Annotated in this window: 26 protein-coding genes, 1 pseudogene and 1 other annotated feature; of the genes and pseudogenes, 18 read left to right on the forward strand and 9 right to left on the reverse strand. The window is 47.4% G+C overall.

The window, feature by feature from the left end:
• Positions 1-100 precede the first annotated feature (100 nt).
• Positions 101-655: a DUF420 domain-containing protein gene (locus BM124_RS01655; protein ID WP_244504196.1), complete on the forward strand. Its 555-nt coding sequence runs from the start codon at positions 101-103 to the stop codon at positions 653-655.
• 264 nt (positions 656-919) lie between these two features.
• On the opposite strand, the gene ytvI is transcribed toward BM124_RS01655, so the two are convergent.
• Together ytvI and BM124_RS01665 are read right to left on the reverse strand one after the other, a co-directional pair.
• The gene (ytvI, locus tag BM124_RS01660) at positions 920-1978 is read right to left on the reverse strand and encodes a sporulation integral membrane protein YtvI (RefSeq protein WP_093334919.1); all 1059 of its coding nucleotides are present in this window, start codon (positions 1976-1978) and stop codon (positions 920-922) included.
• A gap of 308 nt (positions 1979-2286) precedes the next feature.
• Complete coding sequence (locus BM124_RS01665) at positions 2287-2649, reverse strand: YugN family protein (protein ID WP_093334920.1); 363 nt, start codon at positions 2647-2649, stop codon at positions 2287-2289.
• A gap of 161 nt (positions 2650-2810) precedes the next feature.
• On the opposite strand from BM124_RS01665, the gene BM124_RS01670 reads away from it, so the two are divergent.
• The 5 genes from BM124_RS01670 to BM124_RS01690 all read left to right on the forward strand — a co-directional run bounded on the left by BM124_RS01670 (position 2811) and on the right by BM124_RS01690 (position 5292).
• A complete protein-coding gene (locus tag BM124_RS01670; protein ID WP_093334921.1) occupies positions 2811-3239 on the forward strand; it encodes a CBS domain-containing protein in 429 nt (142 codons plus the stop codon).
• Between the two features lie 125 nt (positions 3240-3364).
• Complete coding sequence (gene ylbD / locus BM124_RS01675) at positions 3365-3748, forward strand: spore coat protein YlbD (protein WP_093334922.1); 384 nt, start codon at positions 3365-3367, stop codon at positions 3746-3748.
• Positions 3749-3919: 171 nt separating this feature from the next.
• A complete protein-coding gene (locus tag BM124_RS01680; RefSeq protein ID WP_093334923.1) occupies positions 3920-4330 on the forward strand; it encodes a hypothetical protein in 411 nt (136 codons plus the stop codon).
• A gap of 56 nt (positions 4331-4386) precedes the next feature.
• The gene (locus BM124_RS01685; RefSeq protein WP_093334924.1) at positions 4387-4845 is read left to right on the forward strand and encodes a YlbF/YmcA family competence regulator; all 459 of its coding nucleotides are present in this window, start codon (positions 4387-4389) and stop codon (positions 4843-4845) included.
• Between the two features lie 27 nt (positions 4846-4872).
• Positions 4873-5292 carry an SRPBCC family protein gene (locus BM124_RS01690; RefSeq protein ID WP_093334925.1) on the forward strand — a complete coding sequence of 140 codons (420 nt, stop codon included), beginning with the start codon at positions 4873-4875 and terminating at the stop codon, positions 5290-5292.
• 132 nt (positions 5293-5424) lie between these two features.
• Here the strand turns inward: BM124_RS01690 and cbpB are convergent, their stop codons facing one another.
• Positions 5425-5871, reverse strand: coding sequence for a cyclic-di-AMP-binding protein CbpB (cbpB, locus tag BM124_RS01695; protein WP_093334926.1), 447 nt, complete (start codon positions 5869-5871; stop codon positions 5425-5427).
• Positions 5872-6025: 154 nt separating this feature from the next.
• A complete protein-coding gene (locus tag BM124_RS01700; protein ID WP_093334927.1) occupies positions 6026-6331 on the reverse strand; it encodes a MerR family transcriptional regulator in 306 nt (101 codons plus the stop codon).
• Between the two features lie 239 nt (positions 6332-6570).
• Between BM124_RS01700 and BM124_RS01705 the strand changes: the two genes are divergently transcribed.
• The 3 genes from BM124_RS01705 (at position 6571) to BM124_RS01715 (ending at position 9051) form a co-directional block, all read left to right on the forward strand.
• The gene (locus BM124_RS01705; RefSeq protein ID WP_093334928.1) at positions 6571-7155 is read left to right on the forward strand and encodes a nitroreductase family protein; all 585 of its coding nucleotides are present in this window, start codon (positions 6571-6573) and stop codon (positions 7153-7155) included.
• A complete protein-coding gene (locus BM124_RS01710; protein WP_093334929.1) occupies positions 7152-7487 on the forward strand; it encodes a hypothetical protein in 336 nt (111 codons plus the stop codon). The genes BM124_RS01705 and BM124_RS01710 overlap by 4 nt, the downstream gene beginning before the upstream one ends.
• A gap of 196 nt (positions 7488-7683) precedes the next feature.
• A complete protein-coding gene (locus BM124_RS01715; protein ID WP_093334930.1) occupies positions 7684-9051 on the forward strand; it encodes an aspartate kinase in 1368 nt (455 codons plus the stop codon).
• Positions 9052-9209: 158 nt separating this feature from the next.
• Here BM124_RS01715 and proC read toward each other — a convergent pair whose 3' ends face one another.
• From proC to proB, 3 genes are read right to left on the reverse strand one after another with little or no spacing between them, the layout of a single operon-like run.
• Positions 9210-10043 (reverse strand): pyrroline-5-carboxylate reductase, encoded by an 834-nt coding sequence (proC, locus tag BM124_RS01720; protein ID WP_170840908.1) that lies wholly within the window; start codon positions 10041-10043, stop codon positions 9210-9212.
• A 16-nt stretch (positions 10044-10059) separates the two neighbouring features.
• Positions 10060-11307, reverse strand: a complete 1248-nt coding sequence (locus BM124_RS01725; RefSeq protein ID WP_093334932.1) for a glutamate-5-semialdehyde dehydrogenase — start codon at positions 11305-11307, stop codon at positions 10060-10062.
• Positions 11304-12428, reverse strand: a complete 1125-nt coding sequence (gene proB / locus BM124_RS01730; protein WP_093334933.1) for a glutamate 5-kinase — start codon at positions 12426-12428, stop codon at positions 11304-11306. The genes BM124_RS01725 and proB overlap by 4 nt, the downstream gene beginning before the upstream one ends.
• A gap of 55 nt (positions 12429-12483) precedes the next feature.
• Positions 12484-12710, reverse strand: a binding site (T-box leader).
• A 117-nt stretch (positions 12711-12827) separates the two neighbouring features.
• Here proB and BM124_RS01735 point away from each other — a divergent pair.
• The 5 genes and pseudogenes from BM124_RS01735 (at position 12828) to coaD (ending at position 16847) form a co-directional block, all read left to right on the forward strand.
• Entirely contained in the window at positions 12828-13613 is a 786-nt protein-coding gene (locus BM124_RS01735) for an SDR family NAD(P)-dependent oxidoreductase (RefSeq protein ID WP_170840909.1), read from the forward strand.
• 66 nt (positions 13614-13679) lie between these two features.
• A complete protein-coding gene (locus BM124_RS01740) occupies positions 13680-13955 on the forward strand; it encodes a YlbG family protein (protein ID WP_093334935.1) in 276 nt (91 codons plus the stop codon).
• A gap of 342 nt (positions 13956-14297) precedes the next feature.
• Complete coding sequence (locus BM124_RS01745) at positions 14298-15518, forward strand: MFS transporter (protein WP_244504197.1); 1221 nt, start codon at positions 14298-14300, stop codon at positions 15516-15518.
• Positions 15519-15778: 260 nt separating this feature from the next.
• Positions 15779-16339 (forward strand): annotated as a pseudogene (rsmD, locus tag BM124_RS01750) (16S rRNA (guanine(966)-N(2))-methyltransferase RsmD); the annotation flags it as partial.
• Between the two features lie 13 nt (positions 16340-16352).
• Positions 16353-16847 (forward strand): pantetheine-phosphate adenylyltransferase, encoded by a 495-nt coding sequence (gene coaD / locus BM124_RS01755; RefSeq protein WP_093334938.1) that lies wholly within the window; start codon positions 16353-16355, stop codon positions 16845-16847.
• 37 nt (positions 16848-16884) lie between these two features.
• On the opposite strand, the gene ylbJ is transcribed toward coaD, so the two are convergent.
• Complete coding sequence (gene ylbJ, locus BM124_RS01760) at positions 16885-18096, reverse strand: sporulation integral membrane protein YlbJ (protein WP_244504198.1); 1212 nt, start codon at positions 18094-18096, stop codon at positions 16885-16887.
• Positions 18097-18286: 190 nt separating this feature from the next.
• Here ylbJ and BM124_RS01765 point away from each other — a divergent pair, with 190 nt between their 5' ends.
• Entirely contained in the window at positions 18287-19330 is a 1044-nt protein-coding gene (locus BM124_RS01765) for a SepM family pheromone-processing serine protease (protein ID WP_093334940.1), read from the forward strand.
• 4 nt (positions 19331-19334) lie between these two features.
• Here BM124_RS01765 and BM124_RS01770 read toward each other — a convergent pair whose 3' ends face one another.
• On the reverse strand, positions 19335-20558 hold the full coding sequence (locus BM124_RS01770; protein WP_093334941.1) for a nucleotidyltransferase: 1224 nt from the start codon (positions 20556-20558) through the stop codon (positions 19335-19337).
• Between the two features lie 150 nt (positions 20559-20708).
• Here BM124_RS01770 and BM124_RS01775 point away from each other — a divergent pair, with 150 nt between their 5' ends.
• From BM124_RS01775 to BM124_RS01785, 3 genes are all read left to right on the forward strand, one after another.
• Positions 20709-21242 (forward strand): YceD family protein, encoded by a 534-nt coding sequence (locus BM124_RS01775; RefSeq protein ID WP_093334942.1) that lies wholly within the window; start codon positions 20709-20711, stop codon positions 21240-21242.
• Between the two features lie 62 nt (positions 21243-21304).
• Complete coding sequence (gene rpmF, locus BM124_RS01780) at positions 21305-21481, forward strand: 50S ribosomal protein L32 (protein ID WP_093334943.1); 177 nt, start codon at positions 21305-21307, stop codon at positions 21479-21481.
• Positions 21482-21685: 204 nt separating this feature from the next.
• On the forward strand, positions 21686-22297 hold the full coding sequence (locus tag BM124_RS01785; RefSeq protein WP_093334944.1) for a hypothetical protein: 612 nt from the start codon (positions 21686-21688) through the stop codon (positions 22295-22297).
• Positions 22298-22365: the final 68 nt, after the last annotated feature.

Raw genomic sequence — 22365 nt, forward strand, 5'->3', positions numbered from 1 at the left:
AGAGGAGCAGTTCTCGTTCACTTGATTGTTATAGAAGCCTCGTGGGCGGCCGGGTTTTGTGCTGTATAATGGACATACAATGAAAAAAGGAGGATGAGCTGTGGCAGAAAATACCTCTTATCCGGAAAACGCAAAAAAAGACCGCAGTAATACATGGATAGCTGTTGCATTAACCGTCGTCATAAACGGATTAATTACCGTTCTTTTCTTTATGGATGGATACCAGGGGGAAGTGGGATTTGATCTTACGATTCTTCCGCTCATTAATGCAGTGTTAAACAGTTTCACAACTGTGTTTCTGTTGGCTGCATTGTTTTTCATTTTGAGAAAAAACATCAAAATGCACCGCCGCTTTATTTACGGCGCATTCACGACGACGTTTCTGTTTCTCGGGACGTATTTGACGTACCATTTTCTTTCGGAATCAACTGCTTACGGCGGTACAGGACTGCTCGCTTATGTCTATTACTTTATTTTGATTACCCATATTTTACTGGCTATTGTCATTGTACCTCTTGCCGTCGTAACGTTTCTTCGGGGTATTAAATACCAGAAAGCCCGTCACCGCAAAATAGCAAGAGTCACTATGCCGCTTTGGCTGTATGTGAGTATCACCGGTGTCGTTGTTTATCTTATGATTTCTCCTTACTACTGACGAAGAGTAAAAGAAACAGCCTGGATAATAAAACTGGCAAAAGAATAAAGGTCAACAAAACGAACGAGGGTACAGCATGCTGATTGGAGCATTTTGTACCCTCGTTCGTTTTAATTGGTGACCACACAAAAAATATCCGAACCATGTATCGAAGAAGATGCAAGCCTCGTACGTTGGAATGAAACCAACATGTAAGGGGCAGCATCTCCACAGATGAATGGTTCGGATATTTTATGAGAAAGGAATGAATCTTTATCTCCTTTTTTACAGTTTGAAATTCAGTTTAATTATTCCCGCTTCTCTGGCAGATGTAAATGCGATTACGGCAAGTGGTCCGACAATAAAGCCGACAACGCCGAGCACAGACAACCCGAGGTAGAGGGATATGAGTGTGGCAAGGGCCGACAGCCCGATATGACTTCCCATCACTTTGGGCTCCACCGTACGCCGGATAATCAAAAGCACAATCGCAAGTACCATCAGCTGCGTTCCGAGCAGCAGATCGCCTGCGATAAAGTGATAAAGGGACCATGGAGCAAGCACAGCAATGGATCCGATAATTGGGATGAAATCAACCAGCCAGATGAAAATAGACATCAGCAGTGCAACATCCGGGGTGAAAATGTATAAACTGACAATCGTCACGGCAAAAATAATGAGACTGACCAGAAACTGTGCTTTGAAAAATCCAAGTATCACATAGGACAACCTGGAGGTCATAAAATGGAATTTCTCTGCCGTAGTCTCTTTCATGAAAGAGTACGTCTTTCTTCTTAACCGCGGCAGATCCATCAAAAACAGGAACAATGCAATCAAATAGACCAGCAGTGAAATGATGAATCCCGGAATGGAAGCAAGAACGCCGGGAATCCGGTCGGCATAGGACAACAGTGCATCTCTGTAGCTGTTCAATCCATTGATGATCTGCTGATTAATCTGGTTTATTGTATCCGGCGGCAGATTCATACTTTGATAGGCACTGTCAATCCGCGACTGCAGACTTAAAAGTGCTTCATTCAGTTCGCTGACATAGCCCGGAAGGTTATTGGTGAACTGAATCACCTGGGACACAAGCTGTGTTGTGACAAAATATCCGCAAAGTGCAAGAATCAGGAGAAACAAAACAAACACAATCATAACGGCGATATTACGCCTTATGTTCCATTTTTCATGCAGCAGCCGGACTCCCGGAGATAAGAAAAGGGCAGTGACAAGAGCTGCAATAATTGGTCCTGATACCGGCAGAATGTAATAGGCCCCAACCAGCAGCAGCAGCACGCCCAAAATCCGAAGTATAATTTTTTTATTGAAAATAGACGGCACTTTCATGCTCCTTTCAACGTAATTCCTTTGTTAAGACTGAGCAGCACTCTTTCATTATAATGGAGGAGCATCCAGTTAGACAGAAAAAAGCATAGTATATCCATTCCGTACTGTGCGGCCTGCAGTATCCCTGTTCCACGGGGGTGACCGGTTTATCCTGGAACCATTCCACCGAAAAAACCGGGGAATTCCTGATTATTCCCCGGGGTTTGTTATATCCATACCGTTTGGAGAAGAAGGAACTTGCAAAATCGAAGTGCAGTACAGCTCAGTAAGATTAACTGTGACATGCAGTATGTAAAGCAGTACTAAGAGGTTTCAGCTTCTCTCAGATTCTGATCGAGGTTTTCGATCTTTTGTCTGCACTTTTTAATAATTTTTTCAGGGAAATCTTCATCGTATTCGATACCGTGAGGGTAATAGTGGCGCCCGAAGAATGGCGTCAGCAGACGAACTTTTGCATCCTCTTTCGGTATTTCGCCCTGCATGGCAACAGCCTGTACCCTTAAATAGTACGTGGCATCATCTGTCTGGTCCAGCATTTTATAGTCAAACGTAACACGTTCATAATCCCACTGTCCTTCGTGGATAAACCCGTTGCTTTCCATAATCCGGACGAGACGGCCGAAATTGTACTCTCTCCCGTGAAAATCAAAATCTTCAATTTTCATATCGGACCTCCTGTTTATCCTGAACTTGTCATAGTATACACTACCTTAATCTTAATATGAATGTGTTAAAGATGCAATCTCATTGTGTGACAGAAGAAAGAATAATCCGGGGTTTTCTTGTACATAGTATAGGAAGATTAAAAAAGGAGGTTGAATAGAACATGAAAACGATGAAAGAAGTCATGACGACCAATGTCGAAACGTGCACCCCTGATGATAATGTGGAGCATGCTGCGAAATTGATGAAAGAACATCATATCGGGGCTGTACCGGTCATTCAGGAAAATAATTTAATGGGGATGATCACCGATCGTGACATCGTCGTACGCTGCATTGCAGAGGATAAAACGGAATCGTCACCGGTGACAGAAGTCATGACGACAGACATTGTGACAGCCGAACCGGACATGGATATTGAAAAAGCAGCCAAACTCATGGCCAGCCGGCAGATACGCAGGCTCCCTGTTGTGGAGAATCAACAACTGGCGGGCATTGCTGCTCTCAAAGATTTGGCTGTCGATGAACAAACCGATGCCAAAGCTTCTTTTGCTTTAAATGAAATATCAGAAGAACGGCAGGTACATCATTAATAACAAAGGGAGCTGTATCAAAAAGGTACAGCTCCTTTTTGTACGTGAAGCAGAGAATGGATGCACGCCGCGTGGACATCTGCGTATACTGAAAGCAACGAAAGGTATACAGGAGGTGCAGGAATATGAACGGTTCCACTCCGGAATCCATTTATGAGTTCCGGGAATTTCTTTACAGGCACCCGGATTTGATAAGAGAAGTTCGCGCGGGAAAACAGACGTGGAATCAGATCTATCAGGACTGGATGGTGCTTGGGGAGGAGCATGAACATTGGGATTCTTACAGAATGGACGATGTTTCTGTTCCTGACGAAAAAAAAGACTCAACCGGCCATACGCTGTCCAGCGTTCTAAGCATTATCGAACAGATCAATATCGACGATCTCCAAAAACAGATTTCCCAGTTCAGTGGCATGATGGGAAATGTTCAGCAGGTTATGCGGCATTTTCAGAAACCGGAAGAACCGCCTAAGCCGCCGCAAGATCCTTTTTCTTTCCGAAGGTTTTAATAGAAAGGAACTGCTGCAATTGGAAGGTATACATGAAACGATGCAATGCGGCACCAACAACTTAATAACCCGTGACTCAGCTGGAAACAGAGGGCTTGAGAACAAACACAAAACCGTTTTGTTTAAAAACCTTTCTTTGCCGCATACTATATGGTAAAGGGAGGTTTTTACATGAAGTACATTCTGGCTGCAGCAGCAGGTGTCATTATAGGATTCGTGCCGGTGTTTCATGCGGCAGCTGTACCGGACGAAACGCACAATTTACACGTACGCACCGTTCCTGTGGCTGCAGAGCAGCAGGTCGAACCAGAAGACTGGAACCTTCAGTATAAGATAAAACAGCAGCACGTGTATGTAGAGTGTGTACTCCCGGATTTTCCATTGGCCGGGAAGGAAAAAGAGGGGCACGGTTTTCTCCGGGTGAAAATAGACGGCAAAACAGCAGCAAAAATGGGACAGGCGGCCTTTGTCCTGAAACATTTACCACCGGGAAAGCACACCATTGATATTCAGCCGGTTTCTTACGAAGGCTCCATGCAAAAAGACAAGGCCTCTTTTGATGTAGACATTCCATCTTCCTAAACTGCACCTTCAATTAGCGGACCCCCTCATGTTACACTAGCTATGGAGGTGTTTTTATGTCTGCAGTTGTTTCCACACCTGTTAACATACTGGAAGAGTCACAGCAGCTGGGGGAAATGATCATACAGTCTGACGTCTTTCTTCAATTTAAAGAAGCAAGAAACAGAATGGATCAAGACCAGGAAGCCCAGCGGTTAATTAAGAATTTCACAGATGTGAAAGATAAATACGATGAAGTACAGCGGTTCGGCAAGTACCATCCGGATTATAAAACTATATCCAAAGAAGTTCGTTCGGTGAAACGGGAAATGGATATGCATGATACGGTTGCTGAATACCGAAAAGCCGAGAGGGAACTGGAAGAACTGCTCGATGAAGTTTGTGGAGAAGCGGCGGGTATTGTTTCCCCGACCATCAAACTGCCGGGGAACAATCCTTACTTTGAAGATGAGGCTGGGGGCTCCTGTGGTTCCGGAGGAGGCTGCGGCTCAGGAGGAAGCTGCGGCTGTTCCTGATGAAAGGCCGGAAAGGGAGCGGTATGTATGTTTTACGGTACGTTTGTGTATCAGACACTTCTACCGGCCGGTCGCTATGAGGTTTGGCGTTTTTTTGATAATCCTGCGAACCTGGAAAATATAACGAAACCCGGCGATATCAAAGTGAACCATGGTGATGACGGTCAAAACATCCATATTGACCTGCAGTTGGGAGGCATGTCATTTACCTGGCGCGCTCTCGTTACAGAACGCCGGGAACCGAATTATTTCATTGATGAAGCAGTTTCGCCTCCTTTCCCTCTGATCAGGTGGAAACATCACCATTCCCTGCATTCACTCGATGTGTTCACAGGGGTGACCGACTATATTTCCTTTGAAAGCAGCATCCCGGCCTTTTTGATAAGGCCGGGGCTGCAATGGATGTTCGCGCAGCGGAAACGGGAGCTGTTGAAAATATTTAATTAAGAAAGACGAGGCAAAGAGAACTCGTCATGATAAATGCTGAAAAATAAGAAACGCTTCCGATTATCCTTTTTGGTGATCGGAAGCGTTTCTTTTCGTTCTTCTTTTCAATGAACGGATAAATGAAATGTGCTGTTACAGTTTTTCCAGATGCCGGTGGATAAGTGCGAGAATGGAGCGGCGTGTCATAATGCCGATAAAGGCCCGGTCCTCATCTTCAATGCATACAAAAGGGTGATTGATCGAGAGCATCAATGCTTTCCCAAAGGTTTCATCCTGTTTCATGCGGGGGACTTTTTCTGTCATGACATCAGAAACCGAATATTCATGCAGCCGGTCCATCTCAATGCGCTCCATTCCAAGAATGGAATCGAGGATCTGTGCTTTTCCCACCTGTCCCTGCACTTTATATTCCGTGTCCAAAACGGGAATAGCGGTATATCCGGATTTTATTAATACCAGCAAAGCGTGATCAAGCGGGTGGTCCGCCTGAACATGTGCCACTTTTTCCTGTGGTATCATGAGCTGCACAATCTCGTGGTCCGTAATTTGACTGTTTTTTAACGTTTGAAGCAATATCATCACTTTCTTTCCTTAAGATAATAGGACAACTAAAAGAAAGCGGTTACCAGGCAGAAAGGGTTCGATGTGACAACCAACTATAATAGTAGAAAAAAGCGGGAGGAATGTCAAGTTAAATGGAAGCGTTTTCTTTGTGTGATATATGAGAAAAAGCTTATTTTCTCATATTAAAAGCGGCATTCAGCTGACCACGGAGCATTCTTTCACGAAGTTCTTTTTTAGGAAGCTTTTTCTGTTCCATCCGGCGGATGTCAAAGGTCTGCATTCCATCTTCCATTTTGTCGGCAATATCAATAAGGCGTTCCACATCATCAAATGAATACTTGCGGGTGCCGCCTTTTGTACGTTCGGGAAAGATGAGTTTCCGCTCCTCGTAATAGCGGATTTTTCGTTCTGATAACCCTGTGAGTTCACTCATTACACCAATCGTGATCACTTTCTTATCTTTGTAGGAAGACATGGGCATGCGCTCCTTTTTTTCAATGACTCATTTTATTATGTATAAATATATCACATATAAAAGAGAAATAAATTATTCATGTTAGAAAAATTAACATAATCATAAGAGGAAAATTAACATACCGAATGTGGTTCATCGATATTAAAAGAAAACGCCGACGGAATAACAGGAACGGCTGGGAAAGGAAACGGAATAGGGTTATAATAAAAGAAAAGGACGGAATGAAAGGGTGAAAGGCTTTGCATTTACAGGAAGGTCTGCTTACGAGACGTACCATATACAAGTTTAAAAAAGACAGCATAGACCCTGCAATAATACAGAGAGCTCTCGAAAGTGCTGTGCATGCGCCGAATCACAAGATGACACAGCCCTGGCATTTTTACGTATTGCAGCGTGAAGCGAAAACAAAGCTGGCACAGAGGAAAAAGGAAATGAAATGGGAAGGGTTTTTGGACAAAGAATCAGATCATGCAAAAAAAGCCGGGGAAGCAGCTTATGAATATATTAATGACCTGCCTGCAGTGATTGTCGTTACTGCTCACCGCTATAGTGTAGATCCTGTCCGGGAAAGGGAAGATTACGCGGCTGTATGCTGTGCCGTAGAGAACTTCATGCTTGCTCTCTGGTCTGAGGGCGTTGGATCGAAATGGTCAACGGGCGGCCTCGTAAATGATGGTGAGATTCACAACATTATCGGTGCCGGTGAAGAGGAAAGCGCAGCAGCTGTGTTGTATGTCGGGTATCCAAGCGAAATTCCGAAGCGGCAGCAGAGAAACGTGGAAGAAAGCATAACCTGGGTGGATGAAACGGAGTACCCCGGATGAGAAAACGGATGATGATATGTACAGGACTTGCTGCTGCCCTGATTCTGTCCGGGTTTTTCATACCGGTGCACTTGCAGGCTCCTACCAATGTACGCGTTATTCTTGATCACACGAATCAGGTTTATGTCAGCCCGCCCTGTTTTAATGATGCAGAGCTCAGTAATTTCCTCGAGGAAGCAACATACGGCGAAGCATCAAAAGAAGGGTACGAACCGGCATCCTCCTGCACGTCCAGTAGTTTGACAGAACAAAATGTAACCATCCACGAAGCGCTTTTAAAACTTGCCGGTCTGAAACAGAGCAAATGGAGCAGCGACATCTGGGAATCATAAATAGACGGTACATAGTAAGATGGATGCCGATTGCAGCGTGTATTTAGAATGATAACGTCTCACGCGGTTATATTCCCGGGAACGGAATGAGAGGATGGAAAAACAGTTTTGTCCGCTTCCTGAACATATGATAAGCTTATTTCAGCAACTAAAAGAGAGCCTGATAATATGATAGGTAGGAGTTGTAAAGACGAAGATGAATGTAGCAAAATTTGGTGGAAGTTCATTAGCGGATGCAGCACAGATAAAAAAAGTATCGGATATTATTACGTCGGACCCGGAGCGCAAATTCATTGTCGTTTCCGCTCCGGGTAAACGCAGTGATGAAGACAGGAAAGTAACAGATTTGTTGATAGAGCTCGGAGAGACCTTTCTTAAACACGGCTCCGCAGAAGGAACACTGCAGCGTGTCGTGGAGCGCTATCAGAGCATAGCGGAAGGACTTGGGCTGAGCGGCGGAATCGTTGAAACGATTGAACATGATATCAGAAGCCGGCTGGCATATGAAACGTCGGACAGCGGGCGTTTTATGGATCAGATGAAAGCAGCCGGAGAAGATAACAATGCAAAAGTGATTGCCGGGTATCTGCAGCAAATCGGTTTTACTGCAGAATACGTAAACCCTCAGGAAGCCGGTCTGTTAGTCAGTGATACCCCGGGTAATGCCCAGATTCTCGATGAAGCTTATGATCATCTGTATTCTCTTCGGGAACGGGAGGGAATCTCTATCATTCCAGGATTCTTCGGTTACTCCAAACAAGGAAGACTGGTGACCTTTCCAAGAGGAGGATCGGACATTACCGGTTCCATTGTAGCAGCCGGAGTCCAGGCCTCCCTGTATGAAAACTTCACGGACGTGGACTCTGTATTTGCCGCTAATCCAACGGTAGTGGACAACCCATGTTCAATCAAGCGGATGACGTTTCGCGAAATGCGTGAACTGTCTTATGCAGGGTTCGGTGTCTTTCACGATGAAGCGCTGATACCGGCGTTCAAAAGCAACATCCCTGTCTGCGTGAAAAATACGAACAATCCGTCCGCGGACGGTACGATGATCATTAACGAACGCGAATATGCCATGAATCCGGTCATCGGAATCGCGGCGGATAAAGGGTTCAGTACCATTTATGTGAGAAAATATCTGATGAACCGGGAAGTCGGGTTTGGACGGAAACTCCTCGGAATTCTTGAAGACGAAGAGATTTCCTACGAACATATCCCTTCCGGCATTGATGATACTTCAGTGATTGTGGAGAAAGATCAATTGAACCCGGAGAAAGAAGAACGGATTCTTCACCGGATTAAAAATGAACTTGGTGCCGATGACGTTTATGTTGAAAAAGACTTCGCTATGATTATGCTTGTAGGGGAAGGCATGCATGAAACGGTCGGCATCGCAGCAAGAGCCACGAAAGCCATGTCCGAACAGGGTGTGAATATCGAAATGATTAATCAGGGATCCTCGGAAGTATCGCTTGCGTTCGGCATTCATGATGAAAATGTAGATAGCGCCATCCGCGGACTATATGAAGAATTTTTTAGTACAAAAGAAGTGCTGCAGTAGTCTATATATACAAAGCTGGATCACACTGCTTTTTGGACACCGAAGTAATATGAAGGTTTGATGAGAACATCTCTCAGACGAAATACGTCCGATCAGCTGAAATGCTGATCGGACGTATTTTTATATTCTATTGAATTATTCGTTCAGAGTTTGTGTTGTCAGGACGATCCGGGCGGCGGGTTATTTTCGCCCAAGGCAGCCGCCCGGGAGATGGCAGCTTGTACACTTTGTTTGAATGATTTCTGTAAATCATGTTTTTCCATTTCCCGGAACGCAGCTTCTGTTGTTCCTCCGGGACTCCGTACTTCCTGATAAAGTGCAGCAGAGGATTGGTCCGATTCGCGCATGCGGACAGCCGCGCCGTACATCGTCTGGATGATCAGGTCCCGGGCTTTATCTTCCGGGAGACCGGATGCGGCAGCTGCCTGCTCCATGGCTTCGGCAAAATAATAGAAGTAGGCGGGGCCGCTTCCGGCAATGCCGGTGACTGTATTCATGTCTTTTTCTTTAACAACAACAGCCGTCCCAATCGAAGAGAACAATTCCGAAGCAGCCTGCACATGCTGTTCTTTTGCATAGGATCCGCCGGCCAAGGCAGTAGCAGACTGCCCGACTTTTGCTGAGGTATTGGGCATGACACGTATTACGGGATGGTTACCCGGCAGCTCATTTTCAATCTGACTGGTTTTTATTCCGGCAAGCACGGACATAATTATTTTGTCTTCCGTCAATCCGGAAGCAGCGGCGTGCAGAGCATCTCCCAGCTGCTTTGGTTTGACAGCGAGCATGACTATATCTGCTTCTTGGGCGGCATCGGCACTGTCGGAAAAGGTGCGGATGCCGTAGTTTTCCTGTAAATGGGTTAACCGCGCTTCATTGGAATGATTCACTGCCAGAATATGATGCGGAGGCAGCAGTTCATCGGCAATGAGACCTCCGATGATGGATTCTGCCATGGATCCCGCGCCGATGAAAGCAATTTTTTTATCCATACTGTTCATAACCCTCCTATTCTTTGATCTGGCCGGAGCCGTCAACGAGATATTTGTAAGACGTTAATGCTTCCAGTCCCATTGGACCGCGGGCATGGAGTTTTTGTGTGCTGACTCCGATTTCGGCGCCGAATCCGAATTCAAATCCATCTGTGAACCGGGTGGAGGCATTGTGGTAGAGAACAGCAGCATCAAGCTGATCGTAGAAGTACTGTTTATGGTCTGTGTTTTCTGTGACGATGGACTCGGAATGCCCGGTTCCGTATTGTTTAATATGGGTGACGGCTTCTTCTGGGTCCTTGACGATTTTCACAGCTGCGGTCAAATCCAGAAATTCTTCTTCCCAGTCCTGGTCAGACGCCTGCTTGACGTCCGGATGAAGAGATTGAATATAGTCGTCCCCACGGATTTCGACTCCTTCCGCGTGAAGGGCTTCCACCAATCTTTTTCCGTGACGCTCTGCCCAGTTTTCCTGCACGAGAATAGTTTCCGCTGCATTGCACACCGATGGGCGATCTGTTTTGGCGTTCACTGTTATCCGAACAGCCATATCTTCTTCGGCGCTTTCGTCAATAAATACATGGCAGTTACCGATGCCGGTTTCAAGTACAGGTACCGAAGACTGCTGTACGACGGTCTGAATAAGACCGGCGCCGCCTCTTGGAATAAGAACGTCGAGACAGTCGTTCATAGTGAAAAGGTCCGACGCCGCTTCTCTTGAGGTGTCCTCAGCCAGCTGCACCGTATCTTTTGATATATGGCGCGAAGCCAGTGCAGCATGAATGGAAGCGACAATCGCTGCATTGGAATAGTAGGCAGAAGAACTTCCGCGCAGGAAAGCGGCATTTCCGGTTTTTAAACATAACGCAGCTGCGTCTGCGGTAACGTTCGGACGTGCTTCATAGATAATACCGGCAACACCAAGCGGCACACGTACCTTTTGAATGTGAAGGCCATTCGGCCGGGACCAGGATTCCATCTTCCGGCCGATAGGGTCCTCAAGCTCCGCTACCTGACGGAATCCTTCCGCCATTCCTTTGATTCTTGCTTTCGAGAGGCGGAGACGGTCCATGAGGGCAGTTGAAATGCCGTTTTCTTTGCCTGCCTGCAGGTCCTTTTCGTTTTCAGACAGAATGGCAGGTATATCCTGTTCCAGCTGATCAGCCATGGCGTGCAGCAGTTCATTTTTTTCGGATGTGGTTAAAAGAGCCGCAGCGGCGGAAGCTTCTTTTGCTTTTTTTCCCTGTTCGATCATCATACTCATTGTGATTTTCTCTCCTTTTCTGCCGGGACCCATTCGTCCCGGTGAATCACTTCTGCTCTTTTTGTTTCTGTCAACTCCACGGCTTCCTGTGACGACTTTCCTTTGATATCCATAATTTCAAAAGCAGACATGTTCACCTGCCCTATTCCGATAACGCTTCCCCGGTCGTCTTTTACCTCTACCACGGCGGCCCTTTCAAAACGACCGTGTACGTCGAGAACTCCGGCCGGCAGCAGGCTTCCTCCTTTTTGAAGAAGCGCGGTCCGGGCTCCGTCATCGACGATGAGTTCACCGGCCGACCGGGAGTGAAGAGCGAGCCATTGTTTTTTACTGTTCAGTACAAAACGCCCCGGAAAACCGATGTAGGTGCCGTCGCCTTTCCCGGCGAGAATGTCCTGAAACGAAGAAGGTCCCTCGGTTTTTCCAATAAACGCCCGAAGACCCAGAGAAAGGGCGATTTTTGCAGCCTGCAGTTTGGATTTCATACCTCCGGTTCCGACTGCGCTTCCGCTGTCACCCGCCTGCTCGAGCTGCTCATCTTCTATTTCGGATAAAAAGTGATACCGCTTGGCATTGGGATTCGTCTTTGGATTGGAATCATATATGCCGTTAATATCGGTGATAATCATCAGACATTCTGCATGAATCAGCCCGCCGACGAGGGCAGAGAGCATATCATTATCTCCAAATGTCAATTCATCGACAGCGATGGAATCATTCTCATTGATGATCGGCACCACCCCGCGCTGAAGAAGTTCGGTCAGCGTGGAATAGGCGTTCTGATACTGCGATTTATTGGAAAAATTGTCCCTGGTCAAAAGGATCTGGCCGGTTTCAATCTGGTAATGTCTGAATGCTTCCGTGTAAGCCTGCATCAACCGTCCCTGACCGACAGCCGCCGCGGCCTGTTTACCGGCGAGAGTGACCGGCCGGGCGGGATATTTCAGTCCCGAGAAACCGGCGGCAACGGCACCGGAAGAGATTAATACAACCTGATGTCCATCCTGATGCAGTGCCGCAGCAGCTTCTACAAACTCCAGCAGTTTGGTTTGGCTCAGGCCTCCTCCGGTGCTGGTCAGAGAACTGCTTCCAATTTTTATGACGATTCGTTCTTTCTTCATTGTTATCCTCCGAATGCGTAATGAAAAACATAAAAAAACTCTTCCATCCTTTAAGCAAAAGGACGGAAGAGTCAGTTATCCGCGGTACCACCTTTGTTAGACGAACGTCTCATGTCCGCCTCTCTCTGCCCTTTTATATCGGAAAAGCACCGGCCGGGTTATTTCCCCGGCAGCTCGAGGGCGGGTTCGAAAAACAAACGATCCTTGCCGGGATTTCAGCCCTGCCCCGACTCTCTGTCATGGATACGCGTTTTTTCTACTATTCCCTTTCGCAGCTTTCATATTGTATATAGGTCTTGTTACCATTCCTTTGTTACTTCTTATTATCTGAAACAACGAATTTGTTTGTCAAGTCAAATGAGTGATAAAGTAAAGAAAAACAGGTGAGGAGGGAGGATGTTGCACACGCGGCCGAAGACGATCATGATTACAGGGGCATCGAGCGGGATCGGGAAGGAACTTGCTGTCCGTGCTGCCGGAAAGGGGCATCATCCATTATTGATCTCCCGGTCCCGTGAAAAGCTCGAATTGCTGAAGGAAAGCCTGCATCAGGAAGGGAAGAAATGTTCGATTTACACGGCAGATGTCACGGATGAGGCATCGTGCAAAGAAACGGCTGCCGCCATCATGTCAGAGGTGGATCAGCTGGATGTTGTTATCAACAACGCGGGTACCGGTGTTTTCTCGGCAGTTGAAGACATTCGTACAGAAGAAGCAGCCGCCATGTTGAATGTGAATGTTTTCGCTCCTTTTTTCATGACAAAACAGGTACTGCCTGTAATGAAGGAACAACGTCACGGTATCATCATAAATATCGGATCGCAGGCCGGCAAAATCGCCACACCGAAAGCTTCTTTCTATGCCGCTTCGAAACACGCTATCATCGGCTTCAGCAATGCCCTCCGTCAGGAAGTCCGTGATTCTGGTATTTATGTCTCTGTTGTCAATACAGGTCCTGTACGGACTCCTTTCATTCAAAAAGCCGACCGTTCGGGACAGTACGAAAAATCGGCGGGACCCTGGATGCTGCCGGCTGACAAAGTCGCTGAACGTGTCCTGAAACTTACCATACGTCCGCGCCGGGAACTGAATATGCCCTGGTGGATGGATATCGTATCGCGCCTTTACAGAATCTGGCCCGGGTTGATCGAAAAAGCCGGGAAGCGCTGGTTTCAAAAGAAGTGAGGCAGGTTGCCGCCCGGGATCGTTCATGCTATCCTGAAGGAAATCAGTATTAAAGGGGGCGGACGAATGCATACACCACGAACCGGAATCGCCGTCTGGCTCCGTTCGACCAAAAATGTGCGCCACCTGCGCAGGTACGGGGTCGTTTACTATGTATCCAAACGTTTTAAATATGCTGTGTTATACTGCAATCAGGCGGACGTCGATGAAGTGATACAGAAAATAGAGGCCCTGTCCTTCGTCGAAAAGACGGAAAAATCGCGGAAACCGGATATACGGACAGAGTTCAGCGGTCCCATAAAACCCAAAGAACAGGATTATCATTATAACGCAGGTCTTTAAAAAATACAGCGGCATAATCATTTCCAAAATGAGAATAAAGCAGGGACAAAATAATATAATCCATTGATCATCCGAATGATGGGACGGGGTGCTGCACTTGAGCATGCTGTTCCCTCGTTCGGATTTTTTTGTTGATTAGAAGTTTTTTCCGGGGAGGGCGCTTTGAGTCGTTTGTCCTTCGTCCATTATCTGATCAGTACCTGGAATTAGTGTCCGATAAAAGGTGGCTATCGGACACTGCGCATTTTACGTAGCAGTCAGTGTCCGGCAGCCACCTCTCCCATTTTAGCGGAGGGGCATTTTTGTTCTCTTTATTTGTTACCTTGCTTTGTTTGTTATAGAATGGCAGGAATAGAAAGAAGGGAAGAGAGAATGCTTGACTGGAAGAAAAATTTATACATTCTGACGGCTTCGATTTTTATTGTCATGGCTGCGATGACGATGATTGTGCCATTTCTTCCGCTGTATCTGCAGGAACTTGGCATGACCGACCCCGCCAAAGTCAGTACCTGGGCGGGGCTTATTTTCGGTATTAATTTTTTCAGTGCGTTTCTTGTCTCCCCTTTATGGGGAAGACTTGCGGACCGGCACGGGAGACGCTTGATGGTACTGCGCTCCGGCTTTGGAATGGCCGTCGTTATGATACTGATGGGATTTGCCACCGGCCCGTGGAGTCTCTTTTTCTTCCGGCTCCTGAACGGGACGATATCCGGTTTTAATCCGGCCTCGATTGCTCTTGTTTCCACGAATACGCCAAAAGAGCACGTAGGTCGTGCCTTGGGCATTCTGCAGGCGGGAGCGGTGGCAGGAAGCATCTGCGGACCGCTTTTTGGAGGAATTATGGCAGAGATCATCGGATTCCGGATGATTTTTAACATTACAGGAGCAGCCATTGCTGTCGCAGCAGTGACGGTCTTGTTCTTTGTGAAAGAAGACTTTACGCCGCCGCAGCATGAAGAAAAAACAAGCACCATGCAGGACTTTAAAACGATTGCCCGAATCCGGCCTATTCCTGCGATTTACGCTATCATCTTTGTTATTCAGTTTGGACTCGTCGGTATCAATCCTCTTGTTTCTTTGTTTGTAGAAGACCTCAGCGGCGGGATGAACAGCGCCTTTTTTGCAGGACTGGCCGTGTCATCGATGGGGTTTGCAAATATGCTTGCTTCTCCAAAGCTCGGGAAATGGAGTGATAAAAAGGGGCCGCACTATGTGTTGTACGGTGCTTTAATCGGTGCTTGTCTGTTCTCTATTCCGCAGGCTTTTGTCACCGATTTGTGGCAGCTGATCGTTATGCGGTTTTTTACAGGACTTTGTCTCGGCGGCCTTCTCCCGGCTGCGAATACGTTAATACGACAGCTGGCCCCGGAAGGCATGGAGAGCAGAACATACGGCTTTTCGAACAGCTTTTTGTTCCTCGGCAACATGCTTGGACCGATGATAGGCGGTGTTATTGCCGGGGTGACAGGGATCAGAAGTTTATTTATTATGTCGGCTCTGCTTCTTTTTGCCGGTATTATTCTGATGAGAAAACAGGTTGTACCTGTGCTTAACAGCAAATAAAAAAGGCTGTTCCTCAGGGTAGAAGGAACAGCCCGTCCGTACAATGACGGACAATGGGAGAGGAGAAACCGGAGGAAGAACTTATGGGGAAACGTAAGTCTTCTCCGCGGTTGTCAGCAGCACGGATTCATGCTGCTGTTTGTCATTGTGTACGTATTTTTATCAAACTATACATGAATACAGGAAAAAGTATCAATTACTGTTGTTTGACCGCTTATTATTGTATGGTAGGATAAGAACGACATCGCCGAAAGGAATGCGCTGATATGAGGGTTATTTCAGGAAAGTATAAGGGGAAGCCGCTCAGAGCGGTGCAGGGAATGAAAACGAGGCCTACTTCTGATAAAGTAAAGGAAGCTGTCTTTCAGTTGATCGGTCCTTATTTTGAAGAAGGGGCTGTGCTGGACCTTTATGCCGGCACAGGTGGTCTCGGGATAGAAGCGCTGAGCAGGGGACTGGACCAGGCTGTATTTGTGGACAAGCATTCCCAGGCTGTGAAAGTGATTAAGCAGAATCTTCACGAAGCAGGGGTAGATGAGCAGACCGAAGTGTTCCGCAGCGAAGCAAAGCGGGCACTGACGGCACTCACAAAGCGGCAGCGGTCCTTCGATTACATTTTTATGGACCCGCCTTATGCGGATGATTCTATTCCTGGACTGCTCAGTATCATTTCCGAAGAAAAGCTTCTGCGTCCAAGCGGAATCATCATCTGTGAACATGCTGCTGGTGCAGAGCTTCCCGCACGCATCATCCGGTTGGAACAACAGGCCGTCCGGCGGTACGGGGATACCAGTATATCCATCTACCGGACGGCGGAATGAAGGAGGAAAGAAAATGACGGGTACCGCAGTTTATCCAGGAAGTTTTGATCCGGTAACAAACGGTCATCTCGATATTATTGAACGCAGCGCCAAAGTCTTTAATAAAGTGGTGGTTGCCGTTTTACATAACCGCAATAAAGAACCGCTTTTCTCGGTCGATGAAAGGCTTACGATGCTGAGGGAATCGGTGGAGCACATCCCGAATGTGGAAATTGATTCGTTTAACGGCCTGCTTATCGATTATGTGCGGCAGAAGCAGGCGAAGACGATTGTACGAGGGCTTCGGGCGGTCTCGGACTTTGAATATGAGCTTCAGGCAGCTTCCATTAACCGAAAGCTTGACCCTGAAATTGAAACATTTTTTATGATGACGAACAATCAGTATTCGTATCTGAGCTCCAGCATTGTTAAAGAAGTCGCAAAATATGAAGCGGATGTCAAAGGGCTCGTTCCATCTCCGGTTGATGAGTATCTGTACGAAAAGTACGGCCCGTTTACCGCTGAATAAAAGAGGGCTGTTCCGGCAGAGGAACAGCCTCCTCTATTTATGAACGGCTGCCCGGCTTTTTCCTGACATGGAGACAAATCAGGTAGAAAAAGAGAATACAAACAGAAGCAGCGCCGCCGAAATGAAGGGATACACTTAAGCTGTGCTCCCAAAGCGATACGAAAATCGGTTCCTCCATCGATCCGGTGAAAACGGGCTGGTCAGTTTGATGGAGATATAGTGGTTCGAAGCTTATATATGCAATCGCCGCAGCAAGTACGGCATGGAGGCAGCGGGCTGCTAAAAAAGGCAGGTAACGTATGTCCGTCTCCGCCAGAATCCCTGCTACCTGGGCATGCACGGAAAGGCCGCTGAAGCCGAGAATAAACGAGACAACTACCATTTGTTCAAGCAGAGATACCGAATTCAGGCTGCTGGTCAGCCTGCTTCCTGAAGTGATTTCAAGAATACCGGACAATAGAGGCACAGCTGTTTCCTCTCCTATCGAAAAAAAAGAGAGGGCCATACCCGGCAGAACGGACAGATAATCGATAACCGTTGTTACCTGAAACATACGGTAAAGCACAGAGAAAATACAGATGAACCCGCCGATCATAAGAAGGGTATGCACAGAAGAAATAACAGCGTCCCCCAGTTTTTTTCCGAATGGCCGCCTGTCCTTTTTCTGCTCATCAAGAAGCGCTCCGAACGCAGCTCCAATCGAAAACCCGGAAGGTGAAACAGTGCCGGGATCGCGGTAAGCATGAAACCTCATAATAAAACCGACAATAATATTAGAGCTGTAATGCGAAAAGGCGAGCAGCAGCCCGAGCTCCGGCGTGTGAAAAAAACCTGCGGCTACCGCTCCGCCAAGAAACAGGGGGTTGGAAGCATTAGTGAAACTGACGAGGCGCTCTGCTTCCCCTTTTGTAATCTCTTCCTGTTTCCGAAGGTCTGCTGTGAATTTTGCTCCTGAAGGAAAACCGGTAATAAAACCGGCCGCCCACACGAATCCGCCTGCTCCAGGTACACAAAATAGCGGCCGCATCACCGGTTCAAGCATAACGCCCAGGAAGCGGACGACACCAAATGCGGTTAAGAGTTCTGCGGTAACAAAAAAAGGGAAGAGGGCAGGGAAAACATTTTGACCCCAGATAAGCAATCCGTTTTTAGATGAATCAAGAACTTCATCGGGGTATAGAATTAAACACAGGGTAAAGAAGCAGACAGCAAGGGCCGCTGCCGCTCCTGCTACTTGATTTTTTTTCAAACCGGATTCCGCCTCCTGTTTCATTCAGCTGTCAGCGGCTGCAGCTGCAGTATCCGCTGCCTGGTTTAACATAAAATAAACCAGACCGGGGTAAAGGCAGCCAGGCTGTCCTAATTTATACCTATGTAGAAAGAGAAGCGGGAAACACCGTTTCGAGCAAAAAAGATATATGACAAAAGGAGAACCTTATATGATGAAACAACTCCGCTCACGGCGCATATGGATCATTATTATCGTGTTACTTGCTGTTCTTGCGCTGAATCAGATATCTCTGCCATATTACTATTCCCAGCCGGGGGAGGCTTCTTCTCTTCAGGATATGGTTACTGTACAGAACGGCTACAAGGAGCAGGGGGAATTTTACTTAACAACGATTCGGCAGCAGCGGGCCAATATACCTCTCTACCTCTGGTCACAGTTATCCCAGTACCGCGACCTTACACCGACAGATCAGTTTCTCCGCGAAGGTGAGACAGACCAGGAATATTTCCACCGGCAGAACAGACTGATGAACAGTTCTCAGGAAGCTGCAAAAATTGCGGCATACAAAGAGGCAGACAGGCAGTATGAAGTGGAATATAACGGAGTGAAAGTGTCGCAGGTTATCGAGGGAATGGACGCTGAAAATCATCTGCAGTCAGACGATCTTATTACAGCGTTGAACGGAGAAAAGGTGCGCACCCTGAAGAAGATGAACGGCAGACTGGAAGATTTGGAAGCAGGGACACAAGTGACCCTTACTGTGAAGCGTGGGGACGAAACGCTGGAAAAAACGGTGGAGATCTCGGAATTTCCGGAAGACCTGAGCAGTTCCAGCCGTTCCGGTCTCGGCCTCTTGTATCCTTACACCGACCGTGATGTTCAGTTTGATCCCGATGTCGAGATTAACGCGGGGTCCATCGGCGGGCCTTCAGCAGGTTTGATGTTTTCGCTTGAGATTTACAATCAGCTTACCGAAAGTGATCTGACCCGCGGGAAGGATGTGGCCGGTACAGGCACGATTGATGATGAAGGAAATGTCGGCCCTATCGGCGGCATATCCGAAAAAATTGTAGCTGCTGAGAATTCCGGCGTAGATATCTTTTTTGCTCCGGATACCAGCGCAGCCGAACCGTCCAATTACGAGCAGGCTGAAAAAACGGCCTCCGACATCAATGCAGATATGAAGGTCGTTCCTGTACAGCACATGGAGGATGCCATAACGTATCTTAACAACATGGATGCCGGAGCCTGACCACTCAGCTTTCGAAAAAAAGCGGCGGTTGTTCATACTCTGAGCGCCATCTGTCTCTCCGCTCGTCGGGCGGAAGCGGAAGATAGTAAGCTGCCGCCGCTTTTTCGTCCAGTTTCTGCTGAGGGGTTTTATCTTTGGGCAGAGAGGAAATCATGGGTATATCCACCTGCTTTTTGATGGTATTCAGATAGGCCTGTCCTGTCTTGTTCATTCCGAGAAGACGGATGTGGTCAGCCTGTCCGGTTTCCATGGCAGCGGCGGCTTCCGCTTTGGAAGTTCCGGTAAGAACATGCGTTGCAAAACGCTGAAGTCTTGTCCACGTGTACCGTTTTGTCTTAAATGCATGCATGAACTCATGGAACGTGCTGTTTCGTTTCATCACAGACTGCATCCGGTGGTGAAGTCCTTCTTCTGCTTCATATATTTCTTCCAGCCAGGAAGCAGGAAGAGTCAACGCTTTAGCCTGTAGATAAGGAAAATACTTCTCCCATTCAAAAAGCGGGGAACCAGAGTGTAGATAGTTTCGGAGGTACCGGTAAGCTGGAGCAGGAAGAGCCTGCTCCACTGTCTCCGGCGCTCCCGTGTTCCCGATCAGCCGCCGGCGGATGCTGGTAGCGCTTGAAATGTCCGTTCCGGAAAGCTGATCGTCATGGTAGCCTGCCGTCATACGCTGAATCGTCTGCAGACGCATCGAGCTGCCGAGTTCATTCACAGCTTTGGTGTAGAAGTAACCGAGAATATTGTTTGGCTGCGACAAGTCGGGAAGGTGCGCTCCGGGAGCCATATGCTGAAACGAAAGCGAGGCCGCTTTCGGGAAGCTGTAACCGAGGCTGCTGTATTCTCTGATGCGGCGCCCGTATTCGGTGCGCCGGGCTTGAAGGAAATCGAACAGATTTAAAAATGGTTCGATACTCCCCTGCTCGCTGCCAAAACAGACGGAGCCGGCACCCAGTTGGTCCAGAATGGAAACAGCGCCTCTGGCAAACCAATCCGCATGCTGACTCGAGAATATGTACGGAAGCTCTACGACAAGGTCCGCTCCGCCCTGCAGCGCCATCTCAGTCCGCTCGCGCCTTGGAAGGAGAGCCGGCTCTCCGCGCTGCAGAAAGTAGCCGCTCATGACACAGATAACGACATCTGCATCAGCAGCTTCTCTGGAAGTCTGGAGGTGGTAATAGTGCCCATTGTGAAAAGGATTGTATTCAACGATCAGACCGACAGCTTTCATGCCGTGTTCGCTCCTTTTTCCAACCGGTGGTACAGCGGTAGAACCGGTGGTGGTTATTCTTCATTGATTACAGTATAATGTAAAGAAAAAACATTGACAAATAGGTTCATGGTGGATATAATAACTCTTGTTGTCCAGAGGTGATACCCAATGAGATGGAGTATTCAACAACTTTTAGCGAAAAAGGGCGAAGGACTGGAAATCGAATCGACGGCCAATGTCAGTGAACTGATAGACCGGGACCGGGAACTGCGTGATATAAGTCCGGTACAGGTATCCGGAAGAGGAGATTTCGCAGGAGAAACCGTTACCTTCCACGTCCGCCTGAAAGGATCGATGGTACTTCCATGTGCCCGCACACTTGCAGATGTCAACTATCCATTTAATATTCTGATGACGGAAAGTTTCCGTCTGGATGGAATGCCTGCTGATGAAGAAGACATTCATCTGCACGAGCCGGAGAATGGTTATGTGGATCTGCTTCCTTACGTAAAAGAAAATATTTTGGTGGAAATTCCGATGCAGGTGTTTGCCGATGATATCGATGAAACAGAGTCACCGGCACCCCAAAACGGGAAAGACTGGGATATTATTACGGAAGAAGAGGCAGCGGAAAGTAAAGAAAAGGGAGAAAACGATATCGATCCACGAATGGCCGATTTAGCCAGGTATTTTGACAAATAAGCACCAGGGCAGAGGCATTCGTTTCACATGGGAACCGAAATACCTAAAAGGAGGTGTGACTAATGGCAGTACAACCTAGACGTTCGTCCAGCACCCGTAAGAATAAACGCCGCACGCACAAAAACCTAACCATTAAAGGCATGGTGGAGTGCCCGGATTGTGGAGAAATGAAATTATCCCACCGTATCTGCAGAAACTGCGGTTCCTACAAAGGAGAAACCGTAGTGGAAAAGAACTGATCATGGTGTGAAGAAGCTGTTTACCGAAATATTCGGTGGACAGCTTTTTTAGTGCGCCGGAAAAGCAAAAGGCTGCGAGCCGGAAAACCCTCTCGTCTCTTTGGGAATAAAAACAGACAGATTGGGATATAATCGTTTGATAGAACGATTCTATCTTTCAGATGATGTTCATAGAAATGAAACAAAAGAACGGAGGGATAAAACATGACGGGTTTCCGGCAGGACGCGTGGTCCACAGATGATGATATTATGCTTGCAGAAATTGTGCTCCGGCACGTAAGAGAAGGGAGTACCCAGCTTGCGGCTTTTCAGGAAGCAGCAGAAAAATTATCCCGCACCGCTGCGGCGTGCGGATTCAGGTGGAACGCCTGCATTCGAAAAAAATATGAGAAAGCAATAGAATTAGCGAAAATGCGGCGCAGCGAAGATAGTGAAGAGAAAAAAGAAAGTACAGCTTTTACACATCCATATGCAGAGGAAGATGGGCAGCAGGAACAGGAACCGGTTGAACCGGGTGGAGAAAAAGATAATGGAGAATGGATAAAAGAGCAGCTTCAGGATACCATATCTTTTCTGAAAGACCTCTCTGGTGTGCTGGAAGGGCGCGGGGATGACGGGAAAGAGATGGCAGCGAAAAAAGAAGCGATCGAGGCGGAGAATAAAAAGCTGGAAGAGGAACTCGAACAGGTTAAAAAGGATTTCATGCAGCTCCGGCAGGATTATAAAGCGCTCATGGATGTGATGGATAAAGCAAGAGCGCTGTCGGAAGGAACGCTGTCCTCCCTGCCTGAAAACAATGTGGAAGACAGCAGTTAATAAAATGCCGCCTTAAAGGCGGCCTGTAATATAATATTGAAAGAGGGGACTGCCATTTTTGTACAGCC

Source organism: Salibacterium halotolerans (assembly GCF_900115625.1).
In the GTDB taxonomy this organism is placed as follows: Bacteria; Bacillota; Bacilli; order Bacillales; family Marinococcaceae; genus Salibacterium; species Salibacterium halotolerans.

Bases quoted from the DNA above. Each gene is read 5' to 3' on its own strand.
- BM124_RS01770 (WP_093334941.1), bottom strand. From the start codon at position 20,558: ATGAAAGCTGTCGGTCTGATCGTTGAATACAATCCTTTTCACAATGGG.
- coaD (WP_093334938.1), top strand. From the start codon at position 16,353: ATGACGGGTACCGCAGTTTATCCAGGAAGTTTTGATCCGGTAACAAAC.
- BM124_RS01775 (WP_093334942.1), top strand. From the start codon at position 20,709: ATGAGATGGAGTATTCAACAACTTTTAGCGAAAAAGGGCGAAGGACTG.
- BM124_RS01745 (WP_244504197.1), top strand. From the start codon at position 14,298: ATGGCAGGAATAGAAAGAAGGGAAGAGAGAATGCTTGACTGGAAGAAA.
- rpmF (WP_093334943.1), top strand. From the start codon at position 21,305: ATGGCAGTACAACCTAGACGTTCGTCCAGCACCCGTAAGAATAAACGC.
- BM124_RS01710 (WP_093334929.1), top strand. From the start codon at position 7,152: ATGAGAAAACGGATGATGATATGTACAGGACTTGCTGCTGCCCTGATT.
- BM124_RS01670 (WP_093334921.1), top strand. From the start codon at position 2,811: ATGAAAACGATGAAAGAAGTCATGACGACCAATGTCGAAACGTGCACC.
- BM124_RS01665 (WP_093334920.1), bottom strand. From the start codon at position 2,649: ATGAAAATTGAAGATTTTGATTTTCACGGGAGAGAGTACAATTTCGGC.
- proC (WP_170840908.1), bottom strand. From the start codon at position 10,043: ATGGATAAAAAAATTGCTTTCATCGGCGCGGGATCCATGGCAGAATCC.
- BM124_RS01785 (WP_093334944.1), top strand. From the start codon at position 21,686: ATGACGGGTTTCCGGCAGGACGCGTGGTCCACAGATGATGATATTATG.
- BM124_RS01725 (WP_093334932.1), bottom strand. From the start codon at position 11,307: ATGAGTATGATGATCGAACAGGGAAAAAAAGCAAAAGAAGCTTCCGCC.
- cbpB (WP_093334926.1), bottom strand. From the start codon at position 5,871: ATGATATTGCTTCAAACGTTAAAAAACAGTCAAATTACGGACCACGAG.
- BM124_RS01740 (WP_093334935.1), top strand. From the start codon at position 13,680: ATGCATACACCACGAACCGGAATCGCCGTCTGGCTCCGTTCGACCAAA.
- BM124_RS01700 (WP_093334927.1), bottom strand. From the start codon at position 6,331: ATGTCTTCCTACAAAGATAAGAAAGTGATCACGATTGGTGTAATGAGT.
- proB (WP_093334933.1), bottom strand. From the start codon at position 12,428: ATGAAGAAAGAACGAATCGTCATAAAAATTGGAAGCAGTTCTCTGACC.
- BM124_RS01690 (WP_093334925.1), top strand. From the start codon at position 4,873: ATGTTTTACGGTACGTTTGTGTATCAGACACTTCTACCGGCCGGTCGC.
- BM124_RS01715 (WP_093334930.1), top strand. From the start codon at position 7,684: ATGAATGTAGCAAAATTTGGTGGAAGTTCATTAGCGGATGCAGCACAG.
- BM124_RS01765 (WP_093334940.1), top strand. From the start codon at position 18,287: ATGATGAAACAACTCCGCTCACGGCGCATATGGATCATTATTATCGTG.
- BM124_RS01685 (WP_093334924.1), top strand. From the start codon at position 4,387: ATGTCTGCAGTTGTTTCCACACCTGTTAACATACTGGAAGAGTCACAG.
- ylbD (WP_093334922.1), top strand. From the start codon at position 3,365: ATGAACGGTTCCACTCCGGAATCCATTTATGAGTTCCGGGAATTTCTT.
- BM124_RS01680 (WP_093334923.1), top strand. From the start codon at position 3,920: ATGAAGTACATTCTGGCTGCAGCAGCAGGTGTCATTATAGGATTCGTG.